This window comes from Pseudomonas sp. BS3782 TE3695, from assembly GCF_050435305.1.
GTDB lineage: Bacteria > Pseudomonadota > Gammaproteobacteria > Pseudomonadales > Pseudomonadaceae > Aquipseudomonas.
In genome coordinates this window covers 4,433,047-4,445,473 of the sequence record NZ_JBNDKB010000001.1, presented here as the reverse complement: position 1 = coordinate 4,445,473, position 12,427 = coordinate 4,433,047, and the positions used below count along the sequence as shown (strand labels likewise).

General features: G+C 60.3%; 13 protein-coding genes. 8 read left to right on the top strand and 5 right to left on the bottom strand.

Going from position 1 to position 12,427, the window contains the following annotated elements:
• Positions 1-7 precede the first annotated feature (7 nt).
• Positions 8-1,246: a CaiB/BaiF CoA transferase family protein gene (locus tag ABH909_RS19885; protein ID WP_429385571.1), complete on the top strand. Its 1,239-nt coding sequence runs from the start codon at positions 8-10 to the stop codon at positions 1,244-1,246.
• Positions 1,247-1,482: 236 nt separating this feature from the next.
• On the opposite strand, the gene ABH909_RS19880 is transcribed toward ABH909_RS19885, so the two are convergent.
• The 5 genes from ABH909_RS19880 to ABH909_RS19860 are packed head-to-tail and all read right to left on the bottom strand — an operon-like array spanning position 1,483 to position 6,097.
• Positions 1,483-2,259: an enoyl-CoA hydratase-related protein gene (locus tag ABH909_RS19880; protein ID WP_429385573.1), complete on the bottom strand. Its 777-nt coding sequence runs from the start codon at positions 2,257-2,259 to the stop codon at positions 1,483-1,485.
• Between the two features lie 28 nt (positions 2,260-2,287).
• On the bottom strand, positions 2,288-3,052 hold the full coding sequence (locus tag ABH909_RS19875) for a glucose 1-dehydrogenase (RefSeq protein ID WP_429385575.1): 765 nt from the start codon (positions 3,050-3,052) through the stop codon (positions 2,288-2,290).
• A gap of 20 nt (positions 3,053-3,072) precedes the next feature.
• Positions 3,073-4,350, bottom strand: a complete 1,278-nt coding sequence (locus ABH909_RS19870; RefSeq protein ID WP_429385577.1) for a CaiB/BaiF CoA transferase family protein — start codon at positions 4,348-4,350, stop codon at positions 3,073-3,075.
• 17 nt (positions 4,351-4,367) lie between these two features.
• Positions 4,368-4,847 carry a MaoC family dehydratase gene (locus ABH909_RS19865; protein WP_201195554.1) on the bottom strand — a complete coding sequence of 160 codons (480 nt, stop codon included), beginning with the start codon at positions 4,845-4,847 and terminating at the stop codon, positions 4,368-4,370.
• 50 nt (positions 4,848-4,897) lie between these two features.
• Complete coding sequence (locus ABH909_RS19860) at positions 4,898-6,097, bottom strand: acyl-CoA dehydrogenase family protein (protein ID WP_429436294.1); 1,200 nt, start codon at positions 6,095-6,097, stop codon at positions 4,898-4,900.
• Between the two features lie 350 nt (positions 6,098-6,447).
• On the opposite strand from ABH909_RS19860, the gene ABH909_RS19855 reads away from it, so the two are divergent.
• From ABH909_RS19855 to ABH909_RS19825, 7 genes are read left to right on the top strand one after another with little or no spacing between them, the layout of a single operon-like run.
• Positions 6,448-6,816, top strand: a complete 369-nt coding sequence (locus ABH909_RS19855) for a Zn-ribbon domain-containing OB-fold protein (RefSeq protein ID WP_429385581.1) — start codon at positions 6,448-6,450, stop codon at positions 6,814-6,816.
• A 59-nt stretch (positions 6,817-6,875) separates the two neighbouring features.
• The gene (locus ABH909_RS19850) at positions 6,876-8,027 is read left to right on the top strand and encodes a thiolase (RefSeq protein ID WP_429385583.1); all 1,152 of its coding nucleotides are present in this window, start codon (positions 6,876-6,878) and stop codon (positions 8,025-8,027) included.
• Positions 8,024-8,821 carry an enoyl-CoA hydratase/isomerase family protein gene (locus tag ABH909_RS19845; protein WP_429385585.1) on the top strand — a complete coding sequence of 266 codons (798 nt, stop codon included), beginning with the start codon at positions 8,024-8,026 and terminating at the stop codon, positions 8,819-8,821. Before ABH909_RS19850 ends, ABH909_RS19845 begins: the two co-directional genes overlap by 4 nt.
• Before the next feature lie 10 nt (positions 8,822-8,831).
• A complete protein-coding gene (locus tag ABH909_RS19840) occupies positions 8,832-9,620 on the top strand; it encodes an enoyl-CoA hydratase/isomerase family protein (RefSeq protein ID WP_429385587.1) in 789 nt (262 codons plus the stop codon).
• Between the two features lie 10 nt (positions 9,621-9,630).
• The gene (locus tag ABH909_RS19835) at positions 9,631-10,422 is read left to right on the top strand and encodes an enoyl-CoA hydratase/isomerase family protein (RefSeq protein ID WP_429385589.1); all 792 of its coding nucleotides are present in this window, start codon (positions 9,631-9,633) and stop codon (positions 10,420-10,422) included.
• Positions 10,423-10,425: 3 nt separating this feature from the next.
• Entirely contained in the window at positions 10,426-11,277 is an 852-nt protein-coding gene (locus ABH909_RS19830) for an SDR family oxidoreductase (protein WP_429436292.1), read from the top strand.
• A gap of 1 nt (position 11,278) precedes the next feature.
• Positions 11,279-12,424 carry a CaiB/BaiF CoA transferase family protein gene (locus tag ABH909_RS19825; RefSeq protein ID WP_429385593.1) on the top strand — a complete coding sequence of 382 codons (1,146 nt, stop codon included), beginning with the start codon at positions 11,279-11,281 and terminating at the stop codon, positions 12,422-12,424.
• Positions 12,425-12,427: the final 3 nt, after the last annotated feature.

Genomic DNA, 12,427 nt, shown 5'->3' with positions numbered 1-12,427 from the left:
GGAGAACATGATGATTAAAGGCCCGCTGAGCAACATCCGCGTGCTTGATATGAGCCGCATTCTCGCCGGACCCTGGGCGGCGCAGATGCTTGCGGACCTGGGCGCCGAGGTGATCAAGATCGAGCGTCCGGGAAAAGGCGACGATTCGCGACAGTTCGGCCCGCCGTTTCTGAAAGACGCCGAGGGACGCAACACCCGTGAATCCTCGTTCTACATCAGTACCAACCGCAACAAGAAGTCCATTACCTGTGATATTGCGAAACCCGAAGGGCAGGCGCTTGTACGCAAGCTCGTCGCGAAGTGCGACGTGCTGCTGGAGAACTACAAGGTGGGTGATCTCAAGCGGTATGGCCTGGACTATGCCTCTTTGAGTGAAGAAAACCCGCGCCTGATCTACTGTTCGCTGACCGGTTTCGGGCAGACGGGGCCTTACGCGCCACGTCCGGGCTACGACTCGATTTTTCAGGCCATGGGCGGACTGATGAGCATTACCGGCCTGCCGGATGAGATCCCAGGCGGCGGGCCGATGAAAACCGGACCGAGCCTGGCTGACATACTCGCGGGTCAATATGCGGCCTACGCCATCCAGGCGGCGCTGTACGCTCGCGACGTCAACGCAGCGCCCGGCCAGCACATCGACATTGCCCTGCTGGACGCATTGATAGCATCGACGTCGCACTATGCTTCTCAGTACCTGGTCTCAGGGGACGTCCCCGTGCGGCGTGGTACCGAGGGCAACGGCGGCATGCCCTCGCGTATGTTCCGCTGTGCCGATGGCGATATCATGATCGTCGCCGGCAATAACGAACAATACGCGCGTTTTTGCGAGGTGCTGGGTCATCCGGAATTGACCACTGACGCCCGGTTTGCCGAAATTTCGCTGCGGGTGGTCAACCGTCGGGCGCTGGGGGATGTGTTCGAGCCGCTGGTGGCGGCTTGGAAAGTGCTCGACTTGCTGCACGCCCTGGATAAGGCGGGAGTGCCAGCAGGCCCAATCAACAATCTGGAGCAGGTGTTCGCCGACCCTCATGTTCAGGAGCGCGGAATGTGTGTGGAAAGCCACCATGCCGCTTCTGCCGATGGAAAAGTGCGGATGGTTGCCAACCCGGTGAAATTCTCGGCAACGCCCATCGTTGAATACAAGGCACCGCCCACTCAGGGAGAGCACACCGAGACCATCCTGGGCGAATGGCTGGGCATGGACGAAGGTGAGATTCGAGCACTGCGTGACAAAGGCGTCATCTGACGAAGCACCTAGTGATAGCTGCCCAGCGTCTGAAAAAATCCCGGCCCGTACGCGCAGCCGGGATTTTTTTTGCAGGCAGACAATTCGCAGGTGGATAAAAAGCGCTGGCAAAAAAAATGCCGCCTGCACAAGGCGGGCGGCAAAAGGGTACCAAGCTCAGTTGCGTCGATGACCTGCGTCAACCCCGGCCCAGAGATCACCGGGGGGCATGGGTCACCGTACGTTCATCCGGTCGATCATTTGACGTATTTGCGGAACTCAGGCTTGCGCTTCTCGCGAAAGGCGTTGCCGCCTTCCTTGGATTCGTCGGTCTCGTAATACATGGCCAAGGCCTGCATCGCGAATGCGCCGATGCCGCGAATATTCTCGTTGTCCATGTTGAACGAACGCTTGGCGAGGGCGATGGCGGTCGGGCTCATCTGCAGGATTTCGTCACACCATTTTTTGACCTCGGCATCCAGCTCGACGGCCGGAACCACCGCGTTGACCAGGCCCCAGTCCAGCGCTTGCTTGGCGCTGTAACGACGGCACAGATACCAAATCTCGCGGGCACGCTTGTCGCCGGCCAGACGGGCGAGCAGGGCGGTGCCGAAGCCGGGGTCCACTGAGCCGACTTTCGGGCCAACCTGACCCAATTGCGCAGTCTCGGCAGCGATGGCGAGGTCGCACAAGGTCACCAGCACGTTGCCGCCGCCGATCGCGTAGCCGTTGACTCGAGCGATCACAGGTTTGGGGATGTCGCGAATAATGCTCTGTAATTCTTCGATTGGCAGGCCCACCACGCCGCGACCCTTGTGTCGGCCACCCGATTGGTCACTGCCGGTGCAGAATGCCTTGTCACCTGCACCTGTCAGTACGACGACGCCGATGTCCTTGCTGTACCCGGCCAGGCTGAACGCCTGGATCAATTCCTCACAGGTATCGGCGGTGAACGCGTTGTAGACCTGAGGGCGATTGATGGTGATGGTCGCGATGCCATTGTCTTCGGTGTAGAGAATATCTTTGAATTCCATGTGTTTCTCCTCTTGGAAAAAATGAGCCTCAGCCCACCATCGTCAAGCCGCCGGAAACGCTGATCACCTGGCCGGTGATGAACGCTGCGTCGTCGCTTGCCAGGAACAGCACCGTTCCGGCGATGTCCTCGGGTTGGCCCATGCGTCCGAAGGGCACAGCCTTGACCAGCCCAGCCTTGATCCTCTCGCCTTTCTCACCTTGGGCAAGATTGTCCAGTAGTGCCGTGGCCGTCGGCCCGGGACAGACCACGTTGACCGGAATTTGCTGGCGGGCCATTTCCCGGGCCATGGTTTTGCTGAAGGCGATCAGCCCGCCCTTGCAGAAGGAGTACACAGCCTCCATTGAGGAGCCGACGCGGCCCGCATCGGAGGAAATGTTGACCACACGACCGTGACCGCGCTCGCTCATGCGGCGCAGGACGGCATGGTGCATGTTCAATGGTCCATACAGGTTGATGGCCACGACCTTGTCCCAGAACGGTTTTTCGGTCTGCAGGAAGAACGCGCCAGTGTCCCAGCCGGCGTTGTTGACCAGCACATCGATCGGCCCCAGCTCCTGCTCGACACGTTCGACTGCGGCGTGGACCGCCTCGTGGTCGGTGATGTCCACGCTATAGTCACGGGCACGGCCACCGGCGGTTTCGATTTCGCCCACCAGGGCATCTGCCGCCTGGGTGTTGAGGTCGAAGACCGCCACAATGGCGCCTGCTTCGGTGAAGCGCTTGCAAATGGCGCTGCCGATGCCGCCTGCGCCCCCAGTTACCACCACGACCTTATCTTTCAACCCTTTCATTTTCACTACCTTTGCTTTTTTCAGGGGCGCGGCTGTGCCGCGGTTTTGGGGATCATGCCCTCGGCGCCGGCTTGTTGCGGCGGTGCAGGTGGGTGTGTCGGTGCCGCAGCCTGGTTACGCGAGGCGCACAATGAGGTGATCTGCTCGGCGCTGTAGCCAAGTTCGCCAAGGATCTCGTCACTGTGTTCACCCAGGTTCGGTGGCAAATAACGCACGTTGCCTGGAGAAGCGGAAAACTCCACGGGAATCGAGGTCATGACCAGCTCGCCCTCGGTCGGGTGCTGAACCTTCTTGAAAAACTCGGTTTCGCGCAGATATTCGTCGTCCATCAGGTCGTGCAGTTCGCGCACCTGGCCATGCGGCACGTCGGCTTCATCGAAGATTTTTTCCCAATGCGCCGAGGTCTGCGTAGCGATCACTTCCCCGAGGATGCTGTACAACTCGTTGATATGGAGCATTCGTTCCGTCATGCGACAAAAGCGCGGGTCAGTCAGCAGCTCCGGTCGACCTATCGCCGTCAATACTCGCCGCCACTGTTCGTCATTGACCGCCAGCAGACAGATGTATCCGTCGCGGGTCGAGTAGGGGCGCCGATTGGTGGAGAACATGCGCGTGTACCCCAGGCCGTCCGATTTGCCCAACGCACCCTCCCAAAGGTGCTCGAACAAGTTGAACTGGAGCATGGTCTCCATCATGGGCACGCGCACTTCCTGCCCCTCACCCGTGCGTTCGCGGTGCAGCAACGCCATGCTGATGGACGACGCCAGGACATAGCCGCAGAACTTGTCGACGATCACCGTCGGGAAGTATCGCGGTCGGCCATCAGCGTCACGGTTGATGGCTGCCAAACCGCTTTCACCCTGGATCACGTCATCGAAAGCCGGCATGTTGGCGTTTGGTCCGTCGCTTCGGTAACCGGGAGCGAAGGCGTAGATGATCTTCGGATTGCGTGCGCGGATTTTTTCGTAACAGATGCCCAGGCGTTTGGCCGCGCTCGGGCGCATGCTGTGCACGATGACATCGGCGGTCTCAACCAGTTTGAGCAATGCCTCCATGCATTCCGGCTGCTTGAGATCGAGCACGACGCTGCGCTTGTTGCGGTTCATGATGAGGTAGAACACCGACATGCCAGGGTTCCGGCCCGGCCCGTTCTGCCGGTTCTGGTCGCCCGTTGGCGGTTCTACCTTGATGACGTCCGCCCCCATGTCGCCCAGTATCTGTGTGGCGACTGGCCCCAGAACGTTAATAGTGAGGTCGATCACACGCAGCCCTGACAGCGGGCCGGTGGGTTGTGCCATTGCCCGTTGTGCCATGATCAGTCAGCCCTGTAGTCCTTGCCTTTGACAAGGCGCAGAGGGGTGTACTCCTGCACCAGAGTGCCGTCCTGTTTGTAGATGCGGTTGCGCGTACGCACGAGCCCCAGACCAGGACGGCCATTGCTTTCACGGCATTCGATGACTTCGCATTCCACGTGAATGGTGTCACCGACAAAGACTGGTCCCTTGATGTCCAGTTCCATGTTGAGGAACGCGAAACCCACTCCCTGCATGGTGGCCTGTGTCAGCAGACCCTCGGCGAATGTGAAGACCAGCGCACCAGGGGCAACGCGGCCTTTGATGGCTGATTGTTCCTTGAGGAATTCCACGTTGGTGAAAAGCACCTCAAGCATGCCGGTTACCGAGACGAAGTTAACGACATCGGCCTCAGTCACGGTTCGACCTACGGTTTTGAATCGGCGCCCAACCGGGAGATCTTCCCAGTGAATGCCCAAGCCCACGGTTTCGATCTGTTCCATCTTATTGTTTCCTGGCGTTGGTTATGTGGAACTGCAATGGGTACATCGCCTCAGCGAACTTTCGAGTCGCTGCGGGCAATACGGCCGAGCACGCTGTCGGCAATGATGTTGCGCTGGATCTGATTGGTGCCTTCGATGATCTGCACGACTTTGGCATCACGGAAATACCGATTGATCGGGTATTCATTGGAAATGCCCGCCGCACCGAACAGTTGCACCGCGTCTGTGGCAACCTTCATCGCAACATCGGAGGCAAACAATTTCGACATGGCCGCCATCGGGGCCAGGGTGCGTCCTGACACTCCGGCGTCGACCATGGACGCGGTGCGGTAGACGAGCTGCCGTGCGGCTTCGGTTTGCGTCACCATGTCCGCAACCATCCAGCGTATCCCCTGGAAGTCGCTGACTTTCTGCTTGAAGGCCACGCGGTTCTGGATGTAATCGACCGAATGATCGATTGCGCCCTGTGCCAGGCCCACCGCTCGAGCGGCCACCAAGGGGCGACTGGTATTGAGGGCTTCCATAGCAACTTTGAAGCCTTCACCTCCTTCAGGGCCCACGCGGTTGGCGACCGGAATGAAGGCGTTGTCGAAGAACAGCGGGCAGGCCGCGACACCCCGTGCGCCCATCTTGTGTTCCGGCGCGCCGATGGTCAGTCCTTCCGTACCCCGGTCAACAATAAAGAGGTTGATGCCCAGGGCCGAGCCATCCTCGGCCACCGTCTTGGCGGCTACCAGGATGAAGTCAGCCATGTTGGAGTTGGTGCACCAGATCTTGGCGCCGTTGAGGACGTAGCCGCCTTTGGTTCGACGTGCGGAAGTCTTGATACCGGAGACATCGGAGCCGCTTTGCGGCTCGGTTATCGACAGCGCGCCGCGCAAGTCGCCACTGGCCAGCCCTGGCAGCAGACGTTGTTTTTGCTCATCGGTTCCGCCGGCAAGGATGGCGCCGAACGGGGTCCATTGCACGACCAGAAGATAGCCGGTGTTGTAGCAGACCCGGCCCAGTTCCTCGACGGCGATGCAGGCGGACAGCAAGCTGTTGGTGCCGCCGTACTCGGTTGGGAAGGGGAGCGCGAACAGCCCCAGTTCCTTGAGCAGGGCAAACATGTCATGGGGATATTCCGCCGTGCGGTCGATCTCATCGGCTCTGGGCGCGACCTTTTCCCGGGCAACCCGACGGATCAGGTCCTGGATTTCTCGCTGTTCATCGGTCAATTCGTAATTCACGGTTTTCATGGCTCCAGTCATGGACTGCACCCGCTGCATGATCGGTCGCTACAGGGCAAGGTGATATTCTGAACGATGTTCGTAAAAGTAAACGACGGTCATCGAAAGTGTCAAGCCGATGTGATGGGACATTTGCCCGCGTGTGCTTCGATATCCGGGCGTAACCAGAGCGTGCGGGCGTTTCGGTCCGTCTTGAAAAATTTTGCGAAGGGTCAAACGAGCGATAAATATTAGAAATTAATGGAAACGCTGTTTCGCATAGTGCATAAGAGTAGGCAGAGCCGCCGTCGATGGCTTGACGAATTACGGAGCTCGCGTTTACTATTCGGAACGTTGTTCATAAAACATAGCCGCTTGTCACTGGAGAGCTCATGCAAAGCCTGCAGCCAGAATCCGACTACCAACGGTTCCTTAATGAGGGACGCTTCATGTTGCAGCGCAGTCGCCAGAACGGTGGCTACTTCTTCTATCCGCGCGTCGCCCAGCCTGGTACCGGAAACACCGACCTGGAATGGGTGCAAGCCAGCGGAGTCGGCGTGGTGTACTCCTCGACAGTGGTCCGCCAGCGCCCACCGACGCCTAACTACAATGTGGCGTTGATTGACCTGGAGGAGGGTGTGCGGATGATGTCCCGTGTCGAAGGGGTGCCGCCTGAAGACGTGCGCATCGGTATGCCGGTGCGGGCAAAGATCGTAGCGCTGGACGCTGATGCGTCGGTGCTGGTGTTCGAGCCAGTCTGATCGGCGCGGTGCACAAATAATTGCAAACCTGCAGCCATAACAACAAAGGCAGGAAACTAATGAATCAAAGTCTACGTGGACAAACGGCCATTGTGGCGGGCGCCACTTATGGGATGGGCGAAGCCCCTGGTCTGTCATCCATGGACCTGGCAGCAGCGGCCAGCGTTCGCGCACTGGCACAGGTGGGGTTGACGCCAGCGGATGTGGATGGACTGTTCGTCAGCGTACCCGACGACATGCTCTCCGGCCTGACCTTCTCGGAATATCTGGGTATCCATCCGCGCTTTACCGACAACAACCGTACCGGTGGATCGGCGTTTCAGATTTACGCCCACACCGCTGCAATGGCTCTGGCTGCAGGGCAGATCGATGTAGCTCTCATTGCCTATGGCAGCAACCAGAAAAGCTCATCCGGCAAGCTGGTGCAATCGTCGCGCCCATCGCCTTGGGAAACCCCGTACCGGCCGATGAATCCGGTGTCTTCGTACGCGCTGGCCGCCGCCAGGCACATGCATCAGTACGGCACCACGCGCGAGCAGCTCGCCGAAGTCGCTGTTGCAGCGCGTAAATGGGCACAGCTCAATCCGGACGCTTATATGCGCGATCCCTTGAGCATCGATGATGTGTTGAATGCGCGAATGGTGTCCGATCCGTTGACCGTGCGTGACTGCTGCCTGGTCACCGATGGTGCTGCGGCTGTAGTCATGGTCCGAGCCGACCGGGCCCGTGACCTGGTTGCCCGACCGGCTTATCTGTTGGGCGCAGGTTCGGCCACTTCACACCGTGAGATTGCTTCGATGGCCGACCTGACCGTCACCGCCGCCCGTGAATCCGGGCAGCGTGCCTATGCCATGGCGGGCGTCGGCCCCGCGGACATCGATGTCGTTATGCTGTACGACGCGTTCACCATCAACCCGATCCTGTTTCTCGAAGACCTGGGGTTCTGTCCGAAAGGCGAAGGCGGTCGATTCGTGTCAGGAGGCGCCATTGCCCCCGGCGGACAACTGGCAGTCAATACCAATGGCGGTGGACTCTCGTGCGTCCATCCCGGCATGTATGGCCTGTTCACCATGGTCGAGGCCACCCAGCAGTTGATGGGCCAATGCGGCGCGCGCCAAGTGCCGCAGGCCAGGCTCGCGATTGCCCACGGCAATGGCGGCGTGTTGTCCAGCCAGGCGACGTTGATTCTTGGTACGGAGGACACGCTGTGAGCCAGGAGCCGACCATTACCGATTCAATCGTTCAGGTCGAGCAGTCTGACGGCGTTGCCGTTGTGACCCTCAACTACCCGCAGCGACGTAATGCGTTCTCGCTGAAAATGCGCGAAACCCTGTATGAGGTCCTTTACCGGCTGATGTATGAGGACGGCTCTTGCCGGGCCATCGTCCTGACCGGCGCCAACGGCGTCTTCTGCGCCGGCGGCGACATTTCCGAGATGAAGGAACGCACGGTGATGCAATACCGTGAACGTAACCTTTTGCCGCTGAATATCTTCCGCCTGCTGGTCGAAGGGCCCAAGGCTGTGATCGCCGCGGTCGAAGGGTTCGCCATGGGTGCGGGGGTTTCTTTGGCCGCGGCCAGCGATTACGTGGTCTGTGCGCCCGATACACGTTATGCCTGCGCATTCGTGAAGGTTGGCCTGATGCCTGATACCGGTCTTTTCTGGTCGCTCGCCCAGAGAGTCGGTGCCGCCAAGGCGCGTGAGTTGATGCTTACCGCTGACGAGTTCAACGGCGAGCAAGCGCTGCGCATCGGATTTGCAAACCAATTGGCACCATCGGGCGAAACCCGTCAGGCCGCCGTCGACATCGCCCGCCAATATGCGCTCATGCCGCCGTTGGCGCTCGCACACCTGAAAGCTGCACTGGCCAACGGCATTGGTTCGCTCGATCAGGCGATCGAAACCGAGGTGAACCTGCAGCCGATCATGCGTCGCAGCCAGGACCATCAGGAGGCCGCCAAAGCCTTCATGGAAAAACGTCCTGCTGTATTCGTTGGCAATTGAGGAGAGCGCAATGTCCGAACATACCGACGAACGTATTCAAGTCACCCGCGATGGCGAAGTGGCGATCATCACCCTGAATAATCCCGGACGGCGTAATGCGATGGGCCGCCAGATGCGCCTTGCGTTGCGCGACACGGTGCATCGGCTCATGGTCGCTGACCCCGAGTCACGTGCCATCGTCCTGACCGGTGCGGGCGGGCAATTCAGCGCCGGCGCCGATATCTCCGAAATGACCAAGCGAACCGTGTCGCAGAGTCGGGAAATACTCGAAGAGTCCTGTGAAGTGGTGCGTGATTTGCTCGGGGGGCCGAAACCTGTCGTGACTGCAGTGGAGGGCGTGGCTTTTGGTGCCGGTCTTTCGCTGGCGGTGGCGAGCGACTATCTGGTGGTGGCATCGAGCGCTAGGTTTTGCGCGGCGTTTCTGCGTATCGGACTGATTCCCGATACCGGCGTGCTGTGGACGCTGCCCAAGAAGATTGGCCCGGCCAAAGCCCGCGAGTTGCTGTCACTGGCGCGTGAAATCGACGGCGTCGAAGCGGGGCGTATCGGCCTGGCTAACCGGGTTGTCGAGCCGGGGCAGGCATTGAGCGCGGCCATCGACTACGCCAAGACCCTGGCCAAGCTGCCACCGCTTGGCGTGGCATTGACCAAAACGGCGTTGACGTTCTCGTCCGATGACATGGACGCCGCACTGCGTGCCGAGATCGACTTCCAGCCGCTGTTGCGCCAATCGAGTGACCACCTCGAGGCAGCCAACGCCTTCCTCGAAAAGCGCTCCCCTGTATTCACTGGCCAATAAGGAACCTGTGATGACTCAACACAGCGACATCGTCCAGGTAGAACATCGGGGCAGCGTGGCAATCGTCACCATGAATTACCCCGAACGACGCAACGCCTTCTCGTTGAACATGCGTTTGGCACTGCTGGAAACCTTCCACCGGCTGCACCACCAGGACGACAGCTGCCGTGCCATCGTGCTGACCGGTGCCGGCGGACATTTCTGTGCCGGCGGCGACTTGTCCGAAATGACTACCGTGTCGCCTTCGTTGCTGCAGATGCGTGAGCGCATCAGCATCGGTGTGCGCCTGTTTCGATTGCTGTTCACCGGAGACAAACCGGTGGTAGCGGCCGTGGAGGGCAACTGCATGGGCGCCGGCATTTCGTTGGCCGCCGCCTGTGACCTGGCGGTCGGTAGCGAAGCGGCCAAGCTGGCCTGCGTCTTCGTCAAGGTCGGCCTGATACCCGATACAGGCCTGTTGTGGACCCTTCCACAGAAAGTCGGTGCAAGCAAGGCTCGCGAGCTGATGCTGGGTGCAGAACCTTTCGATGGCATCCAGGCGGGGCAATTCGGCCTCTTCAATCAGGTCGTCGCACCAGGCGAAGCCCTGGAAGCGGCTGTGGCTCGAGCTCAGCACCTGGCAGCGTTGCCGCCAGTCACCCTGGCCTTGCTCAAGTCATCGCTGGTGCGTGGCGGCGACAGCATCGAGGCCGCATGGCGCCGCGAGGTGGATCTCAACCCGCTGACCCGCCAGACCCAGGATCACCAGGAGGCTGTTGCGGCCTTCATGGAAAAACGTCAACCGACTTTCAGCGGGAATTGAACCATGTTTGCGAGCAACCTTTTGGCAGGCAAAAAAATCCTGATTACCGGTGGTGGTACCGGATTGGGCAAGAGCATCGGCCAACGTTTTCTGGAATTGGGCGCGGAGTTGGTCATTGCGGGTCGGCGCAAGGAAGTGCTGGACGCTACCGCTGAGGAGTTCCGCGATGCGCTGCCGACAGCGCGAGTCAGTACCGTGCAGGCCGATGTGCGCGACGCTGACTCGGTCGAGGCCATGATGGAAGAAGTATGGCGCAGCGGGCCACTGGACGTGCTGATGTGCAACGCGGCCGCCAATTTCATCGCGCGCACCGAGACGCTGTCGCCGCGAGCGGTGGATGCGGTGTTGGACATCGTCCTGCACGGTAGCTTCTATTGTGCAATCGCCGCCGGCAAGCGCTGGATCGCCGAGGGGCGTGCCGGCAATATCATCAGCACGGTCTCCACCCCGGCCATGACCGGATCGGCGTTTACGGCGCCCAGCGCAGCCGCCAAGGCAGGGGTGCTGGCCATGACCCGCAGTCTGGCAGTGGAATGGGGGCCCAAGGGCATCCGCCTTAATTGTGTTGCCCCCGGGTTGTTTCCCACTCCGGGTGCCTGGGAGCAGCTCTATCCACCGGGTTCGCAAGTCGAACCCCAGGAGAAGAGCGTTCCGCTGCGCCGCTTCGGCGACCATCGCGAATTGGCGGATCTGTACAGCTATCTGGCCAGTGAGGGCTCCGCCTATATCAACGGCGAAATGATCGTGATGGATGGAGGGCGCTGGATGCAAGGTGTGGGCGGGCCGAGTTTCCGTGCCATGCAGGACTGGAACGAAGACCAGTGGCAAGCCATGCGCGGCAAAGGGCGTACATGACATGGGTGGTCCACTGGCGGGAATCAAAATCGTCGAGCTGGCCGGCATTGGCCCGGGTCCGATGTGCGCGATGTTACTGGCCGACCTGGGGGCGACCGTCATTCGTGTCGACCGCAAGCAACCTGCCAAGCTCGGTATCGAGCGTCCGTTGCAGTACAACACCCTGCTGCGTAACCGCTACGCGATTGCCGTCGATCTCAAGGATCCGGCGGGTGTGGAGACGGTACTGCAGTTGGTAGAGCAGGCAGATGCCCTGATAGAGGGATTCCGTCCTGGCGTCACTGAACGCCTGGGCCTGGGGCCGGAGGAGTGTCTGGCCCGTAACCCGCGTCTGATTTATGGCCGAATGACCGGCTGGGGCCAGCAGGGCCCGATGGCTAAATATGCGGGTCACGATCTCAACTATCTGGCACTCACCGGCGTACTCGATGCCATTGGCCGTGAAGGCCAGCCGCCGACTATCCCGCTGAACCTGCTGGGTGACTACGCGGGCGGATCGTTGTACCTGGCACTCGGTCTGCTGGCCGGCATCCTTGAGGCTAAAAGCTCAGGCAAGGGTCAGGTAGTCGATGCGGCGATCGTGGACGGCACTGCGCACCTGGCAACCACGTTCTTCGGCATGATGGCCGCTGGCATCTGGAAGGAGGGGCGCGGGACCAACATCACCGACAGCGGTTCGCCTTTCTACGATTGTTATGCTTGCTCCGATGGCAAATTCATCAGTGTGGGCCCCATCGAAAGCAAGTTTTACGACGAGCTGCTGCGCCTCATGGATCTGGACCCGCATCTGTTGGGAGAGCAGATGGATCGCTCCGCCTGGGCCAATGCCAAGCAGGTGCTCGCCGCACGTTTCAGCAGCCGCACCCGGGACGAATGGGTCGCTTTGCTGGAGGCCAGTGATGCCTGTGCTGCCGGGGTCTTGAGTTTTACTGAGGCCGCCGACCATCCGCATCTGCGCGCACGGGGAACCTTCATCGAGGTTGACGGCGTGACTCAGCCTGCGCCTGCACCCCGTTTCTCGCGCAGCGTCCCGCAAACCCCCTTTGCACCCCAGCCCATCACACCGTCGAACACCGATACCGCGTTGTCCGCCTGGTTCGCCCCGGATCGGGTCGCCCAATTGCGTGAATGCGGCATCATTGATTGAGGA

Coding starts and splice junctions, on each gene's coding strand:
- ABH909_RS19830 (WP_429436292.1), top strand. CDS start 10,426: ATGTTTGCGAGCAACCTTTTGGCAGGCAAAAAAATCCTGATTACCGGT.
- ABH909_RS19880 (WP_429385573.1), bottom strand. CDS start 2,259: ATGGAATTCAAAGATATTCTCTACACCGAAGACAATGGCATCGCGACC.
- ABH909_RS19885 (WP_429385571.1), top strand. CDS start 8: ATGATGATTAAAGGCCCGCTGAGCAACATCCGCGTGCTTGATATGAGC.
- ABH909_RS19860 (WP_429436294.1), bottom strand. CDS start 6,097: ATGACTGGAGCCATGAAAACCGTGAATTACGAATTGACCGATGAACAG.
- ABH909_RS19835 (WP_429385589.1), top strand. CDS start 9,631: ATGACTCAACACAGCGACATCGTCCAGGTAGAACATCGGGGCAGCGTG.
- ABH909_RS19840 (WP_429385587.1), top strand. CDS start 8,832: ATGTCCGAACATACCGACGAACGTATTCAAGTCACCCGCGATGGCGAA.
- ABH909_RS19855 (WP_429385581.1), top strand. CDS start 6,448: ATGCAAAGCCTGCAGCCAGAATCCGACTACCAACGGTTCCTTAATGAG.
- ABH909_RS19850 (WP_429385583.1), top strand. CDS start 6,876: ATGAATCAAAGTCTACGTGGACAAACGGCCATTGTGGCGGGCGCCACT.
- ABH909_RS19870 (WP_429385577.1), bottom strand. CDS start 4,350: ATGGCACAACCCACCGGCCCGCTGTCAGGGCTGCGTGTGATCGACCTC.
- ABH909_RS19825 (WP_429385593.1), top strand. CDS start 11,279: ATGGGTGGTCCACTGGCGGGAATCAAAATCGTCGAGCTGGCCGGCATT.
- ABH909_RS19875 (WP_429385575.1), bottom strand. CDS start 3,052: ATGAAAGGGTTGAAAGATAAGGTCGTGGTGGTAACTGGGGGCGCAGGC.
- ABH909_RS19865 (WP_201195554.1), bottom strand. CDS start 4,847: ATGGAACAGATCGAAACCGTGGGCTTGGGCATTCACTGGGAAGATCTC.